We start from the raw sequence: 14764 nt of genomic DNA, 5'->3' as shown, positions 1-14764 counted from the left end.
CGAGGCTAGCCGTCCCCGGCCCCGGTGTCCCCCGCGGCGCGTAGGGCCGCGTACTCGTGGGCGAGCACCGACATCAGGACGGCGTCGTGCCACTCCCCGTCCCAGTGCAGGGCCTGGCGCCACACGCCCTCGCGGACGAACCCCGACTTCTCGTAGGAGCGCCGCGCACGCGGGTTGAAGTCGAACACCTCCAGCGCCACCCGGTGCAGGCCCGCCACCGTGAACGCGTACTCCAGGACCAGGTCCGTGGCGGCGGTCCCGTACCCCTTCCCGGCGTGGGCGGTGGAGGCCAGCGCGATCCGGTAGCCCGCGGAGGCGTTGTCGGGGTCCAGTTCGGTGAGCGCGCAGTCGCCGACGGTCGTGCCCCCGGCGCGTTCGACGATCACCCAGTCGGCGCGGTCGTGGTGGTCCGGGCGGGTCCGGTTCCACTCCTGGACCTCCTCCCGCGTGAACCGCCGGTGGGTGCCGGTGAGGCGGCGCACCTCCGGGTCCATGTCGACGAGGGCCCCGACGAGCGGGGCGCCGGTCTCGGCGTCGAGCGGGCGGAGTTCGACCAGGTCGCCGGTGAGGACCGGCTGGTCGCGGAAGACGTCTGCGGGGACCATGGCCCGCATCCCACCACCGGCCGGGGCCGTCCGGCAACCCGTTTTCGGCCCGCCCGGTACGATCCGGACACGGCGGTGGGTTGACGAGGGAGGTCCCCGTGGCGATGGGTTCGGGAACGGTGGGCCTGCGCACGGTCCGCGAGGCCAACCTGGGGGTGGTGCTGCGCACCATCCGCGAGTCCGCGCCGTGTTCGCGGGCGGCGGTGGCGGCGGCCACCGGCCTCAACAAGACGACGGTGTCCAGCCTGGTCGCCGACCTGATGGCGCGCGGCCTGGTCCGGGAGACCGGCCGGACCGCGCAGAGCGGCGTGGGCCGCCCCGGGGTGCTGCTGGACCTGGACGACACGTCGGTGGCGGCGCTGGGCCTGGAGGTCAACGTCGACTACCTGTCGGTGGTGGCGGTGGACCTGGTGCAGCGGGAGCTGACCGCCCGGCACACGCCCTTCGACGCGCGGGAGGCGGGGCCCGACGAGAGCGCCCGCCGGATCGTGGCGGCGCTGCGCGAGGCCGCCGACGACCCGGCGGTGCGCGGACGGACCGTGGTGGGCGCCGGGATCGCGGTGCCGGGCCTGGTGGACGCCCCGTCCGGGACGGTGCGCCGGGCCCCCAACCTGGGCTGGGCGGACTTCCCGCTGGGAGCGCGCGCGGACGCGCTGGGCTTTCCGGTGCGCGTGGACAACGACGCCAACCTGGGGGCCGTGGCCGAGTACCGGGTGGGCTCCTTCGCCGGGACCCCGGACCTGGTCTACGTCACCGGCGAGGTCGGGATCGGCGCGGGGGTGCTCACCGACGGCGCCCTGCTGCGCGGCGCGGGCGGGTTCGCCGGGGAGCTGGGGCACCTGGCGCTGGATCCGGGCGGGCCGGAGTGCTCGTGCGGGCGGCGCGGCTGCCTGGAGGCGGTGGCGGGCATCGGCGCGATCCTGCGCGACGCGCTCCCCGGCCTGGCCCCGGGCGGGCCGCTGTCCGGCGCGGACGTGGCGGTCCTGGTGGACACGGCGGTGGGCCGGGCGGCGGCGGGCGACGCGGTGGCGGTGGCGGCGCTGGAGCGGGCGGGAGGCATGCTGGGCCGGGGGCTGGCGGCGCTGGTCAACCTGGTGGACCCGGGGCTGGTGCTGCTGGGCGGGTACTTCGTGCCGATGGGCCCCTGGCTGCTGCCGCCCTGCCGGAGCGCCCTGGCGGCCGGGGTGTTCGCCCCGGACGCGGGCGGCTGCCGGGTGGAGCCGTCGGCGCTGGGGCTGAGCGCCGCGGCCCGGGGCGGGGCGGCGGGGGTCATTCACGCCCTGGACTCGGGCGCGCTCCCGCTCCCCGCGCCGGCGGCGGTCGGCTGACCGGTCCCGGCCAGGGGCCTGCGCCTTCCGAGCCTCGGGCGGACACCGCGGGTCCCCCGGCCCGTGCGCTAGCGTGTGCCCCGCGGCGGGGCCGTAGCGCAGAGGTCGTCGCGTTCGGCTGCACACCGAAAGGACGCCGGTTCGAATCCGGCCGGCCCCGCCCTTTCCCCCCGCGGCGCCGGTGCGCTATCTTTCCCCGCAGCGGTGGGACCGTAGCGCAGAGGTCGTCGCGCCCACTCTTCAATGGGGGAGGACGCCGGTTCGAATCCGGTCGGTTCCATTCCGCGCCGCCCACGGCCCGGGCCGCCGCCCGCGGAACCGCTACGCTCGTCGCGTGGCGGGGGTGTAGCGCAGAGGTCGTCGCGCCTACACATCATGGGGGAGGACGCCGGTTCGAATCCGGCCGCCCCCGTCACCCCGATCCTTTTCTCCGCCCCCACCTGCGGCAACGCCGAAAACCAGGGGGAGAGCGCCGGAAACGTCGGTATTTGTGGTTAGACTGCCTGCTCGGCAGGGCCGTAGCGCAGAGGTCGTCGCGCCGGACAGCGAGTTGGAGGACGTCGGTTCGAATCCGACCGGTCCTGCCGCTTCTTCTTTTGCACGCAGGGGCCCCGGTCGGCTCCGTCCACCGGCCCGATCACGATCGAGCGGTGGAATGGTGATGACCGACAAGACGCCCGTACGCTGCCCCGCCATCGAGCACCCCGACCTGCCTCTGGCGGACCCCGCCGGCCTGGAGCCGCTGCTGGCCCGGCTGGCCGACCCGGCCCCCGTGACGGCCGACGAGACCTTCCCGCTGGGGACCCTGCGCCCCGACGGCCGGGTGGACCTGTGCAAGCAGGGCCTGGGCCTGGCCGGGGCACGGCGGGTGATCCCCGCGGCCGCGGCCTCCCCGCACGCCGCCCACCTGCTGCTGGGCACCAACGCCATCGGCTCCGAGGGCGCCCGTGTGCTGGCCGGCTCCCTCGCCGACGGGCACGGGCTCCAGACCCTCTACCTGGGCTGCAACCGGATCGGCGCGGACGGCGCCGCCGCCCTGGCCGACCGGCTCGCCGGGGACGACACCGTGCGGGCCCTGTGGCTCAAGCGCAACCCCGTGGGCGACGAAGGGGCCCGGGCGGTCGCCGGGGCCCTGGCCGCCAACGGCCGCCTGCGCTCCCTGGACCTGGTGAACACCGGGGTCACCGCCGACGGGCTGCGCGCCCTCCTGGACGCGCTGGCCGGGCGGGAGGCCCCGCTGGAGCGGCTGTTCCTTGGCGGCAACGGGCTGGGCCCGGACACCGCGGACCTGCTGGCCGCGTTCCTGCGCGAGGCCGGGGTGCGGGAACTGTACGCGCCCGCCAACCACCTGGGCGACGCGGGCGCGCGGACCATCGCCGCCGCCGTCGCCGGGCTGGACCGGCCGGTCACCCTGGGCCTGGGCGGCAACGGCATCGGCGCCGACGGCGCGATCGCCCTGGCCGAGGCGCTGGGCGGCATCGAAGCACTCGACCTGGGCCGCCCGCCCTCGCAGCGGGCGCTGGGCGCGCCGTCCAACGAGCTGGGCGACGCGGGTGTGACGGCGCTGGCCGAGGCGATCCCCGCCAGCCCGCTGCGCCGCCTGGAGGTGCGCCACACCGGGTTCGGCTACCCGGCCGCGCGTGCGCTGTCGGAGGCGGTGGCCCGCAGCGGCCGCATGGAGTACGCGGGGCTCGGGCCGGGCCTGCCGCGCCGCACCAAGCGGACGATCGCCGGGCACCTGCGCCCGGCCCGCCGGGTGCACGAGGACATGCGCGCGATCGCGAGCCTGTACCGGTGACGCCTTCGGACCTCTCCCGCTCGGCGTCCCACCGGCCGATGCGGGCGGCGGGACTGCGCAAGGGCCGGCGCTACGGGATCTCGCGCGAAGCGATCGACCGCGCCACCGAGCGGCGCCTGGCCGGGGACTGGGAGGGCGCCTGCGAGGCCGCGGGGGTGGAGACCCTCCTCGACGTCGAGATCGACGACCTGCGCGACCAGCACGGCTCCGAGTTCGCCGACCGGCTGCTGGACGACCTGCACCACCTGGTCCCGGACCTGGCGCGGCTGCACATGCCCCGGTTCTGGAACGGGTCGGGCACGCTGGTCCCCAAGCAGGCCGTCCTGCTGTCGCGCCCGGGCGGGGACGAGGGGCCGTGGCTGACGCTGCGGCCGCGGGGCTGGAAGATCCACGGGGACCAGCGGTTGGTGCTGGCGGTGGAGGAGGTGTTCCTGCGGGAGTTCCTGCCGCGCTCCAACCGGGTCCCCTACGCGGCGCACTGGTCGGGCGCCGCCCACGTGTGGGAGACCTCCCGGCACCTGTGGGACTCCCGGCACGTCCACGAGATGCGCGTGCGCTGGGGCGGGGGACCCGACCGCGCGCCGTTCCTGAACGCCGACGGGACGCCCCGCGCCGCCGGGGAGCTCCCGACGGGGGACCCCGGGCCCGGCGACCCCGCGGCCCGGACCGAGTGGATCGACGGCCTGCACCAGGCGGGAGAGGCGGTCGCGGCCTTCGCCGCCGCGGGGATCGTCCTCGACACCGCCCCGGCGGAACTGGACTGGGGCGACCCGGCCGACCCCGTGGAGACGGCGGCACAGCTGCCGTTCTCCCCGGCGCGGCTGCTCGGCGAGGCGCGCAGGCTGGCCGACGCCGGGTTCGGCACGCGGTTCCGGATCCCGTTCACCATCCACGAGTCGGTGATCCTGGACCTGGAGGGGGACGCCCCGCGGCTGGGGATCGAGGAGTACATGCTCTGGGAGGACGACGAGCCCCCGGTGCTTCCGGAGGTGTGCTGGACCCGCCCGCCGGACGTCGACGTGCTCCGCGACGGCATGCCCCCCGAGGAGCTGCACCCGCTGGTCCGCGAGGCCCTCGCCCCGGCACGGCCGCCCGCCGACCGGCGGCCCGGCCCCGCGGGGTTCGATCCCGGAGGGTTCGGCCCCGTCCGGGTGCGCTGCCGCGACGGGGAGTGGCACACGGTGACCCCCGTCGGCGACGGCCTGGACATCCCGCACACCGCGGAGGAGCTGGAGCGCGAGACGGCGCTGCGGGCGCTGGGCGGCGCGAGCGGCGGCTGCTTCGCCGCGCGCGACGCGTGGAGCACCGGGCGGGGGCGGCTGCCCCGCAGGCTGCGGGAGCCCCGCGACGAGCTGTTCGAGCGGGCCCGGCACGGCGACACCGGCGCGGTCCTGCGGTACCTGGACGCGGGCGGCGACCCGAACCTGCGCGACCGCAACGGGAGGACCCTGCTGCACCACCTCTCCATGGTCGACCACGAGGCGGTACTACCGCGCCTGCTGAAGGCGGGCGCGGACGTGGACGCCGCCGACCCGGAGGAGCGCACGCCGCTGTTCTACGCGGTGGCCGGCAGCGGGACCGCCGAACTCGCGCGCGCCCTGGTGGAGGCGGGTGCGCGGACCGAGGACATCGGGAACGGCGACGACCTGGTGGACGTGATCGACCAGCGCTCCGGCGAGGACTCCGAGGAGAGGGGCATCGCCGGGCAGGACTGGGAGAGCCTGCTGGAGGAGGGGTGAGCGGGGCCGACGGGCGCCGGCGCCCGTCGGCCTCGCACGAGCCGTGGCGCGCGGCGGGGCTGCGCAAGGGCCGACGCTACGGGATCTCACGCCAGGCGATCGACCGCGCCACCGAGCGGCGGTTGGCCGGAGACTGGCGCGGCGCCTGCGCGGCCGCCGGGATCGACGTCGAACTCGACCTGGACGCGGTCCGCAACGAGTACGGCACGGAGTTCACCGAACAACTGCTCGACGACCTCCACCACCTCGTCCCCGACCTGGCAAGACTGCACATGCCCCGCTCCTGGAAAGGACTGGGACTCCTTCTACCAGAGCAGCCCGCACTGCTCTCCCGCCCCGGCGGCCCCGACGGCCCCTGGCTGACACTCGGGGTAGGGCCCCACTACCACCCCTGGCTCCGCGGGCCCGTCCTCAAGGTGGGACGAATGAGTGTCATACCCGACTACAACCCTCATCATCCGATGCGGGAACAACCGGCCCTGGACCGTTGGAAAATCTCGTCCTTCACCGCGCACTGGGCGGGGCTCCCCCATGTCTGGGAGACCTCCCGGCACCTGTGGGACTCCCGGCACGTCCACGAGATGCGCGAGCGCTGGGGCGGGGGACCCGACCGCGCGCCGTTCCTGAACGCCGACGGGACGCCCCGCGCCGCCGGGGAGCTCCCGACGGGGGACCCCGGGCCCGGCGACCCCGCGGCCCGGACCGAGTGGATCGACGGCCTGCACCAGGCCGGGCAGGTGGTCGAGGCGTTCACCGCCGCGGGGATCGGATTCGACCCCGGTCCGGTATCAGTGGAGGCCGCCGCACGACTGCCCTTCTCCCCCGCCCGCATCCCCGGCGAATTCCGACGGCTCGCCACGGCCGGGCTCGGCGACCGCTTCCAGATCCCCTACGACAAGCACACCACGGTCCTCATCGCCCTGGACAAGGGCACCGTGCGAGTGGAGTTCGCCGAATTCGACCTCGACACGGCGTCGGGGATACCGGCCATGTCCGAGGTGTGCTGGGCCCGACCGCCGGACATCGACGTGCTGCGCGACGGGATGTCACCCGACGAACTTCATCCGCTGGTCCGCGAGGCGATCGCTCCGGACCACGTCCCCGGCGCACCGCCTGAACCCGCCTTCGCCGACCGTTCCCCGGTGCGGGTTCGCTGCCGGGACGAATGGCACGAGGTCATCCCGTCACCCGTCGGACTGCGGATCCCGCACGACGACGAGGAGACGAACCGCGAAGCGTCCCTACGGGCACTCGGCGGCAACAGCACCGGCTGCTTCGCCGTCCGGGAAGCCTGGTCCACCGGCGAAGGACGTTTGCCCCAGGCCCTGCGGAAACGGCGCGACGACCTGTTCGGGTGGGTGAGGCAGAGGGATACCCGCGCGGTGCTTCACTACCTCGACAGGGGAGGCGACCCCGACATCCGTGATGGGAAGGGCCGGGCGCTACTGCACCATCTCGCCTTTCTGAACCATGAGGTACTGCTGCCGCGCTTGCTGGAGGCAGGGGCGGATGTGAACGCCGAGGATCGCGACGGCCGTACGCCTCTCGATGTATTCGATCAGGTCGCCGGTGGTCTTCGAGAGGACACCGTCGCGAGGAGGACACTCGTGGCCGCCGGTGCGGTGGCGAAGGACCCGGAGGAGTTCCAGGCATGGCTCCTCCGTGCTTCGGCGGGATCCAGTGATGATCCGCCCTTCTAGGAGTCGGCCGTGAAGACCTCGTCCGAATACCGGCGCCCGTCGGCCTCGCACGAGCCGTGGCGCGCGGCGGGGCTGCGCAAGGGCCGACGCTACGGGATCTCACGCCAGGCGATCGACCGCGCCACCGAGCGGCGGTTGGCCGGAGACTGGCGCGGCGCCTGCGCGGCCGCCGGGATCGACGTCGAACTCGACCTGGACGCGGTCCGCAACGACCACGGCACGGAGTTCACCGAACAACTGCTCGACGACCTCCACCACCTCGTCCCCGACCTGGCAAGACTGCACATGCCCCGCTCCTGGAAAGGACTGGGACTCCTTCTACCAGAGCAGCCCGCACTGCTCTCCCGCCCCGGCGGCCCCGACGGCCCCTGGCTGACACTCAAGGTCGAGCCCTGGTACGAACGCAGGAGCCGCAGACCCGTCCTGACGGTTGAGCAGGCCGAGACCCACCCCGGGCACTATCTGGAAGCCGGCAGGTATGAATATCCTTCGCTCCACCGCTACAACCTGTCGTCCACGACCGCGCACTGGGAAGGTGTTCCTCACGTATGGGAGACATCCCGGCACCTGTGGGACATCAGGCACGTCCATGAGGCACGCGAGCGCTGGGGAGGTGACGCCCACCGCATCCCCTTCCTGAACCCCAACGGAACCCCGCGCGCCCTGGATGAGTTGCCAGGCGAAGATCCCGGGGCCGACGCCCCGGTCGCCCGCGCCGAGTGGATCGACGGCCTGCACCAGACCGGACAGGTGGTAGAGGCATTCGCCGCCGCAGGGATCCGGTTCGACGCCGGCCCGGTACCGATGGAGGCCGCGGCGCGCCTGCCCTTCTCCCCCGCCCGCATCCCCGGTGAACTCCGACAGCTCACCGCAGCCGGGCTCGGCCACCGCTTCCAGATCCCCTATGACAAGGACTTCCTGGTGGTGTTCTCGATGGACGGAGGCGTCGTGCGGGCGGGCTTCGTCGATCTCGACGTCGACACGTCGGGGATCACCGCCATGCCCGAAGTGTGCTGGACACGTCCGCCCGACATCGACGTGCTCCGGGACGGGATGAGCCCCGATGAACTCCATCCCCTGGTACGAGCCGCAGTCGCTCCTGGGCATGCGCCCGGCGAACTCCCCGCCCCCGTCTTCGTCGACCGCGCTCCGGTCCGGATCCGTTGCCGGGGCGAATGGCACGAGGTCATCCCGTCACCCGTCGGACTGCGGATCCCGCACGACGACGAGGAGACGAACCGCGAAGCGTCCTTGAAAGTGCTCGGTGGGCGCAGCAGCGGGTGCTTCGCCGTCCGGGAGACCTGGGCGACCGGAGCCGGACGGCTGCCACGAGAACTGCGGCGACGCCGCGACAACCTGTTCGAGCACGTGAGGCACGGAGACACCGACGCCGTACTCCGTTACCTCGATGAGGAAGGTGACCCCCACATCCGTAGTGCGGGCGGGCAGACCCTGCTGCACTACCTCTCCCTGTTGGACCACAGAGTACTGCTGCCCCGCCTGTTGGAGGCGGGCGCGGATGTGAACGCCGAGGACCTCGATGGCCGTGCGGCTCTCCGCTTCGTCAGCGGGCGGTTGCGCGGTGACAACGGCGAGAACACCGCAGTGGGGCGCGCACTCCTGGCCGCAGGAGCGGTGGCCGAGCTGCCGTTCCCGGGACGGCCGGTTGGTGTGGACGGCTCCGAGTTCAGTGACTCCCCGCCCTTCTAGGAGGTGGCCGTGAAGACCTCGTCCGAACACCGGCGCCCGTCGGCCTCGCACGAGCCGTGGCGCGCGGCCGGGCTGCGCAAGGGCCGACGCTACGGGATCTCACGCCAGGCGATCGACCGCGCCACCGAGCGGCGGTTGGCCGGAGACTGGCGCGGCGCCTGCGAGGCCGCCGGGATCGACGTCGAATTCGACCTGGACACGGTCCGCAACGACCACGGCACGGAGTTCACCGAACAACTGCTCGACGACCTCCACCACCTCGTCCCCGACCTGGCAAGACTGCACATGCCCCGCTCCTGGAAAGGACTGGGACTCCTCCTGCCGGAGCAGCCCGCACTGCTCTCCCGCCCCGGCGGCCCCGACGGCCCCTGGCTGACGCTCAAGGTCGAGCCCTGGGACGAACGCAGGAGCCGCAGACCCGTCCTCGGGCTGCGAGCGGAGGGGCCGGTGCCCGAGCACTGGCTCTCCTACACCCCGCAGGGGAAACTGTTGCCGTACCTGCGCTTCAATGTCTCGCCCTCCGTCGGCCATTGGGGGCACATACCCCACGTCTGGGAGACCTCCCGGCACCTGTGGGACATCAGGCGCGTCCACGAGGCCCGCGAGCGCTGGGGCGGGAACTCCCGCCGGGCCCCGTTCCTGAACCCCGACGGCACTCCGCGCCCCTTGGAGGAGATGCCCGGATCGGAACCCGCCGACCCCGCCGCCCGCTCCGAGTGGATCGACGATCTGCACCAGGCCGGGCAGGTGACCGAGGCGTTCGCCGCCGCGGGGATCGAGTTCGCCGCCGAGACGGCGCCGGCGCCGGAAAGCCGGTGGTCGAAGACGCGCGCCGGGTCCATCGACCCGGTGGCGGCGGCCGCACGGCTGCCGCTGTCCCTCGCCCGTGTCCCCGGCGAACTCCGTCAACTCTCCCTGGCGGGCCTGGGAACCGAGTTCTTCATCCCCTACAGCGGGGAGCACCGGCTGCTGTTCGTTCTTGCCGGGGACACCGTGCGAGCCGGGTTCGCCGAGTTCGACATGGAGGCCGCAGAGGAAACACCGGTGCTTCCGGAGGTGTGCTGGGCGCGGCCGCCGGACGTCGACGTGCTCCGCGACGGCATGTCCCCCGACGAGCTCCACCCCCTGGTCCGCGAGGCGATCGCCCCGGACCACGTCCCCGGCACGCCGCCGGAACCCGCCTTCGCCGACCGCACCCCCGTCCGCGTCCGCTGCCAGGGCGAATGGCACGAGGTCACCCCCACCCGGACCGGCCTGGAGATCCCGCACGACGGAGCGGAGCAGACCCGGGAGGCCTCCCTGCGGGCATTCGGCGGGCGCGCGAGCGGTTGTCACGCTGTCCGGGAGACCTGGGCGACCGGGGGCGGGTGGCTGCCCCGGGCGCTGCGGGAACGCCGGGACGACCTGTTCGAGCGGGTCGGGCACGGCGACACCGACGCGGTCCTGCGGTACCTGGACGGGGGCGGTGACCCGAACGTCCGCAACGCGGGCGGGCAGACCCTGCAGCACCACCTTGCCCTGCTGGACCACGCGGTGCTGATCCCCCGCCTGCTCGCCGCCGGCGCGGACTTCCGCGCCGAGGACCTCAGCGGAGAGGTCCCGCTGGACCGCATCGGCAGGTGGAACGCCGACCCCGACCTGAAGAAGACCCTGCTGGACATGGAAGGCGGAGCGACGCACGGCCCGGTGCAGTGGCCGGACTGGGCCTGACCTCCGGCTGAACAGGACGGACGCCATGGGCGCCTCCCGCCGGAGGCGTCTCCTGGAAGCGGCCGCGGAGACCTCTCACGGACCGGTTTCCCCGTTCGCCTGGGCCGGGCGTACGAGCGCCCTTATGCTGCGCGGCCGGCGGTGATCCTGGTCGCGGGCGGCATGCCCGACCGGTGGAGCGACAGGTATCGCGACAGGGCCCCTGTCACGAACAGGGTGCCCTTGAGCACGGAAAGGACGGTAGCGGGTGAAGGCTCGCCATTGGCTGGAGATCCTGACGGAGGTCGAACGGCTCGACCCGTGGCTCCTCTCCCCTGAGGCGGACACGATCGCTGCCGCCGATACCGCACGTATAGAGGCGGAACGGCAGGGCGCCCTGGCGGCCCTACGTGAGGAGGGCGGCACGGCGGCGGACCCGTGAGTACGAAGACGGGTACCGGCGTTGCCCATGCACGACGCCGACCTCTGGGTGTGAGCCCGGGGCGGGTGGCCGGAGAACCGGACGGGCGCCGGGAGCGTCTCCCGGGGGGAGCGAACCCCCCGCCATTGGAGGCCGCCATGAAGACCCCTTCCCGTTCTTCCCGACACCGGCGCCCGTCGGCGTCGCACGAGCCGTGGCGCGCGGCCGGGCTGCGCAAGGGCCGCCTGTACGGAGTCCCGCGCGAGGCGATCGGACGGGCGGAGGAACGCCGGCTGGCCGGAGACTGGCGCGGCGCCTGCGCGGCCGCCGGAGTGCACGTGGACCTGGACCCGGGCGCGCTGCGGCGGGCCCACGGCTCCGAGTTCACCGAACGGCTGCTGGACGACCTGCGCCACCTCGTCCCCGACCTGGCGCGGCTGCACCTCCCCCGGTCCTGGAAGGGGGTCGGGCTGGTCATCCCCGGGCACGACGCCCTGCTCTCCCGCCCCGGCGGCCCCGAGGGGCCCTGGCTGACGCTCGGGCTCCGGGACGCGCGCATCATCGGGGACCAGCGGCCCACGCTCGCCGTCCAGGAACGGCGGACGGGCCCCGACCTCGCGTACTCGCCGCAGGGGCGGCCGTTCATCCCCCGCACCGCCCGGTCCTCGCCCACCGGCCACTGGCGGGGGCTGCCGCAGGTCTGGGAGACCGCGCGGCACCTGTGGGACTCCCGGCACACGGGTCGGGCGCGCGAGCGCTGGGGCGGGGACGCGCACCGCGTTCCGTTCCTGGACCCCGACGGCACCCCGCGGAAGGACCTGCCCTCCGGCGACCCCGGACCGGGTGATCCGGTCGCGCGGGCCGAGTGGATCGACGGGCTGCACCAGGCCGGACGGGTGCTCGAGGCCTTCGCCGCCGCGGGGATCGGGTTCGCCGAAAAGGTGGTCGCGGCCCCCGGAGGGGAGGGCCCGCCCACGATGGATCCGGTGGCGGTCGCCGCCCGGCTGCCCCTGTCGCCCGCCCGGCTGGCCCGGGAGGTCCGCCACCTGGCCGCGACCGGCCTGGGGACGGGCTTCCAGCTCCCCGTCGACACGCACACGACGCTGGTGGCCTCGCTGGACGGGGACACCGTGCGGGTCGCGTTCACGGAGTTCGCCGACGGCTTCTCGGCAGGGCTCCCGGTGCTGCCCGACGCGTTCTGGACGCGGCCGCCGGACGTCGACGTGCTCCGCGACGGCATGTCCCCCGAGGAGCTGCACCCCCTGGTCCGCGAGGCGATCGCCCCGGCCCGCGTACCCGGCGCACCGCCGGAACCCGCCTTCGCCGACCGCACCCCGGTCCGCGTCCGCTGCCAGGGCGAGTGGCACGCCGTCGCGCCGGCCGACGGCGGGCTGGACGTCCCGCACACCGACGAGGAGTGGCGGCGGGAGGAGTCCCTGCGGGGGCTCGGCGGGAGCAGCAGCGGGTGCTTCGCCGTCGCGGAGGCGTGGACGTCCGGGAGGAGGCGGCTGCCCCGGGAGCTGCGGCGGCGCCGGGACGACCTGTTCGAGCGGGTACGGCACGGGGACACCGGCGCCGTGGTCCGGTACCTGGACGGGGGCGGGGCGCCGGGGATCCGCGACGCTTCGGGGAGGACGCTGCTGCACCACCTGCGCTTCCTCGACCACGAGGTGCTGCTGCCGCGCCTGCTCGCGGCGGGACTCGACGTGGACACCGAGGACGACCTGGGGCGCACGCCGCTGTACTACGCGGCGGTGGAGAGCACGCAGACCGGGCCGGCCCGCTCGCTGGTCCGCGCCGGGGCCCGGACCCGGGACCTCGGCGGCTTCCCGCCGGCCCCGGGCCCGATGTTCTGCGGGAACTACTTCGACTACTGGTTCGAGGAGCTGGACGCCCTGCGGGACACGCCGGCCACCGGCGGTCCGTGATACCGGTCACGCCGGGCTGCGCGGGCCTCCCCGGCACCGCGGCATCCGGGGAGGTCACAGCGGTGGGCGGCACGGGACGCCCGGTGCTCCGAACACGGGGAGGACGGCATCCACTTGACCTCAATAAATGTTGAGGTCCGATGCTTCCCGGTAGGACACACCGCCTCCAGAGGAGCCCCACATGCCCCACCCCCAGACCGGCCTGGCGGCACCGCCCCGGGCCGGCGCACGCGAGTGGACCGGACTGGCCGTCCTGTCCCTGCCCACCATGCTCCTCACCATGGACCTGACGGTCCTGCACCTGGCCGTCCCCCACCTGAGCGCCGACCTGCGCCCCAGCGCCGCCCAACTGCTGTGGATCACCGACGTCTACGGCTTCCTCATCGCCGGGTTCCTCATCACCATGGGCGCGCTGGGCGACCGCATCGGGCGGCGCCGACTCCTCCTGACCGGGGCCGTGGTGTTCGCCGCGGCCTCGATCCTGGCCGCCTACGCGCCCACCGCGGTCACGCTCATCGCCGCCCGCGCCGTCCTGGGCGTGGCGGGCGCCACCCTCATGCCGTCCACACTGGCGCTGATCCGCACCATGTTCCAGGACCCCGCCCAGCGCTCCGCGGCGATCGGGGTGTGGATGGCCGGTTTCATGGTGGGCGGCGCGATCGGCCCGCTGGCCGGGGGCGCGCTGCTTGAGCACTTCTGGTGGGGCTCGGTGTTCCTGCTGGCGGTGCCGGTCATGGGCCTGCTCCTCGTGCTGGGCCCCGTCCTGCTGCCCGAGTACCGCGCCTCCGACCCCGGACCGGCCGACCCGCTCAGCGCGCTGCTGTCGCTGACCGCGGTCCTGGCCGTCGTCTACGGGATCAAGGACGCGGCGGCCCACGGTCCGGGCTGGACGTCCGCGCTGGCGGTCGCGGCGGGCCTGGCCGTGGGCGCGGTGTTCGTGCGCCGCCAGCGCACGCTGGAACGCCCCATGGTGGACCTCCGCCTGCTCGCCGACCGGTCCTTCTCCACCTCGATCGGCGTGATGACGCTGGGCAGCTGCCTGATGATGGGCATCAACCTGTTCGTCGCCCAATACCTCCAGATGGTGCTGGACATGTCCCCGTTCCAGGCGGGCCTGTGGACCCTGCCCATGGTGGGCGCCATGCTCGTGGGAACGGTCCTGGCCACCGTCGCCGCCCGCCGTATCCGGCCCGCCTTCGTCATGGGCGCGGGCCTGGGCGTGGCCGCCGTCGGATTCGCGGTCCTGGCCTCGGCCGACGGGGCCGCCGGGCTGACGGCGGTGGTGGCGGGGACGGCGGTGTTCGCCGTGGGCCTGGCGCCGGCGAGCGCGCTGGGCACCGACATCGTCGTCGGCGCGGCCCCGCCCGAGCGGGCGGGCGCGGCCTCGGCGCTGTCGGAGACCGGGAACGAACTGGGGGGCGCGCTGGGCATCGCCGTGCTGGGCAGCATCGGCGCGGCCGTCTACCGCACCTCGATGGAGGGCGCCCTGCCGCCGGGCCTGTCGGCCGGGGCGGCCCAGGACGCGGGCGCCACCATCGGCGGGGCCGTGGCAGCGTCCGAGCTACTGACCGGTCCGCAGGCGGCTGCGGTGCTACAGGCCGCCCAGGAGGCGTTCGCCGACAGCATGCGCACCGCGGCCCTGGCGGGGGCGGTGGCGCTGGCGGCCGGCTCGGTCCTGGCCGTGGCCCTCCTGCGCCGGGTGCGGCCCACCGCGCACGGCGCGGCCGAACCGGCCGTCTGACCCCGCCCGTCCACCCCGGCGGGACGAACGCGCGGGAGCCCCCCGGCCGTGCGGCCGGGGGCTCCCGCGCTCGGGAACGGGCGTGCCGCGCGTGCGCCGAACGCG

General features: G+C 74.5%; 10 protein-coding genes, 2 tRNA genes and 1 pseudogene. 12 read left to right on the top strand and 1 reads right to left on the bottom strand.

Annotation, left to right across the window (positions count from 1 at the left end; genetic code table 11):
• Positions 1-5 precede the first annotated feature (5 nt).
• A complete protein-coding gene (locus ACFVNO_RS26160; RefSeq protein ID WP_378896421.1) occupies positions 6-605 on the bottom strand; it encodes a GNAT family N-acetyltransferase in 600 nt (199 codons plus the stop codon).
• Positions 606-709: 104 nt separating this feature from the next.
• Between ACFVNO_RS26160 and ACFVNO_RS26155 the strand changes: the two genes are divergently transcribed.
• The 12 genes and pseudogenes from ACFVNO_RS26155 (at position 710) to ACFVNO_RS26100 (ending at position 14659) form a co-directional block, all read left to right on the top strand.
• A complete protein-coding gene (locus ACFVNO_RS26155; protein WP_378896457.1) occupies positions 710-1933 on the top strand; it encodes an ROK family protein in 1224 nt (407 codons plus the stop codon).
• Positions 1934-2020: 87 nt separating this feature from the next.
• Positions 2021-2093 (top strand) — tRNA-Cys (locus tag ACFVNO_RS26150).
• A 179-nt stretch (positions 2094-2272) separates the two neighbouring features.
• A tRNA-Met gene (locus ACFVNO_RS26145) sits at positions 2273-2345 on the top strand.
• Positions 2346-2445: 100 nt separating this feature from the next.
• Positions 2446-2517 (top strand): annotated as a pseudogene (locus ACFVNO_RS26140).
• Positions 2518-2594: 77 nt separating this feature from the next.
• Complete coding sequence (locus ACFVNO_RS26135; protein ID WP_355257203.1) at positions 2595-3731, top strand: gala protein; 1137 nt, start codon at positions 2595-2597, stop codon at positions 3729-3731.
• Positions 3728-5470, top strand: a complete 1743-nt coding sequence (locus ACFVNO_RS26130) for an ankyrin repeat domain-containing protein (protein ID WP_378896418.1) — start codon at positions 3728-3730, stop codon at positions 5468-5470. The genes ACFVNO_RS26135 and ACFVNO_RS26130 overlap by 4 nt, the downstream gene beginning before the upstream one ends.
• Positions 5467-7170 carry an ankyrin repeat domain-containing protein gene (locus ACFVNO_RS26125; RefSeq protein WP_378896415.1) on the top strand — a complete coding sequence of 568 codons (1704 nt, stop codon included), beginning with the start codon at positions 5467-5469 and terminating at the stop codon, positions 7168-7170. Before ACFVNO_RS26130 ends, ACFVNO_RS26125 begins: the two co-directional genes overlap by 4 nt.
• A 9-nt stretch (positions 7171-7179) precedes the next feature.
• Positions 7180-8880, top strand: coding sequence for an ankyrin repeat domain-containing protein (locus ACFVNO_RS26120; protein WP_378896412.1), 1701 nt, complete (start codon positions 7180-7182; stop codon positions 8878-8880).
• Between the two features lie 9 nt (positions 8881-8889).
• Positions 8890-10590, top strand: a complete 1701-nt coding sequence (locus ACFVNO_RS26115) for a hypothetical protein (protein WP_378896409.1) — start codon at positions 8890-8892, stop codon at positions 10588-10590.
• 247 nt (positions 10591-10837) lie between these two features.
• A complete protein-coding gene (locus ACFVNO_RS26110; protein WP_378896406.1) occupies positions 10838-11011 on the top strand; it encodes a hypothetical protein in 174 nt (57 codons plus the stop codon).
• Between the two features lie 137 nt (positions 11012-11148).
• Positions 11149-12918: a hypothetical protein gene (locus tag ACFVNO_RS26105; protein WP_378896403.1), complete on the top strand. Its 1770-nt coding sequence runs from the start codon at positions 11149-11151 to the stop codon at positions 12916-12918.
• 181 nt (positions 12919-13099) lie between these two features.
• On the top strand, positions 13100-14659 hold the full coding sequence (locus ACFVNO_RS26100) for an MFS transporter (RefSeq protein ID WP_378896400.1): 1560 nt from the start codon (positions 13100-13102) through the stop codon (positions 14657-14659).
• The last annotated feature ends 105 nt before the right edge of the window (positions 14660-14764 follow it).

It is taken from the genome of Nocardiopsis sp. NPDC057823 (genome assembly GCF_042797335.1).
In the GTDB taxonomy this organism is placed as follows: Bacteria; Actinomycetota; Actinomycetes; order Streptosporangiales; family Streptosporangiaceae; genus Nocardiopsis; species Nocardiopsis changdeensis.
Note: the sequence above shows the minus strand (reverse complement) of the source record. Positions and strands in the feature narration are given on the sequence as shown.

Bases quoted from the DNA above. Each gene is read 5' to 3' on its own strand.
- ACFVNO_RS26155 (WP_378896457.1), top strand. From the start codon at position 710: ATGGGTTCGGGAACGGTGGGCCTGCGCACGGTCCGCGAGGCCAACCTG.
- ACFVNO_RS26135 (WP_355257203.1), top strand. From the start codon at position 2,595: ATGACCGACAAGACGCCCGTACGCTGCCCCGCCATCGAGCACCCCGAC.
- ACFVNO_RS26100 (WP_378896400.1), top strand. From the start codon at position 13,100: ATGCCCCACCCCCAGACCGGCCTGGCGGCACCGCCCCGGGCCGGCGCA.
- ACFVNO_RS26105 (WP_378896403.1), top strand. From the start codon at position 11,149: ATGAAGACCCCTTCCCGTTCTTCCCGACACCGGCGCCCGTCGGCGTCG.
- ACFVNO_RS26160 (WP_378896421.1), bottom strand. From the start codon at position 605: ATGGTCCCCGCAGACGTCTTCCGCGACCAGCCGGTCCTCACCGGCGAC.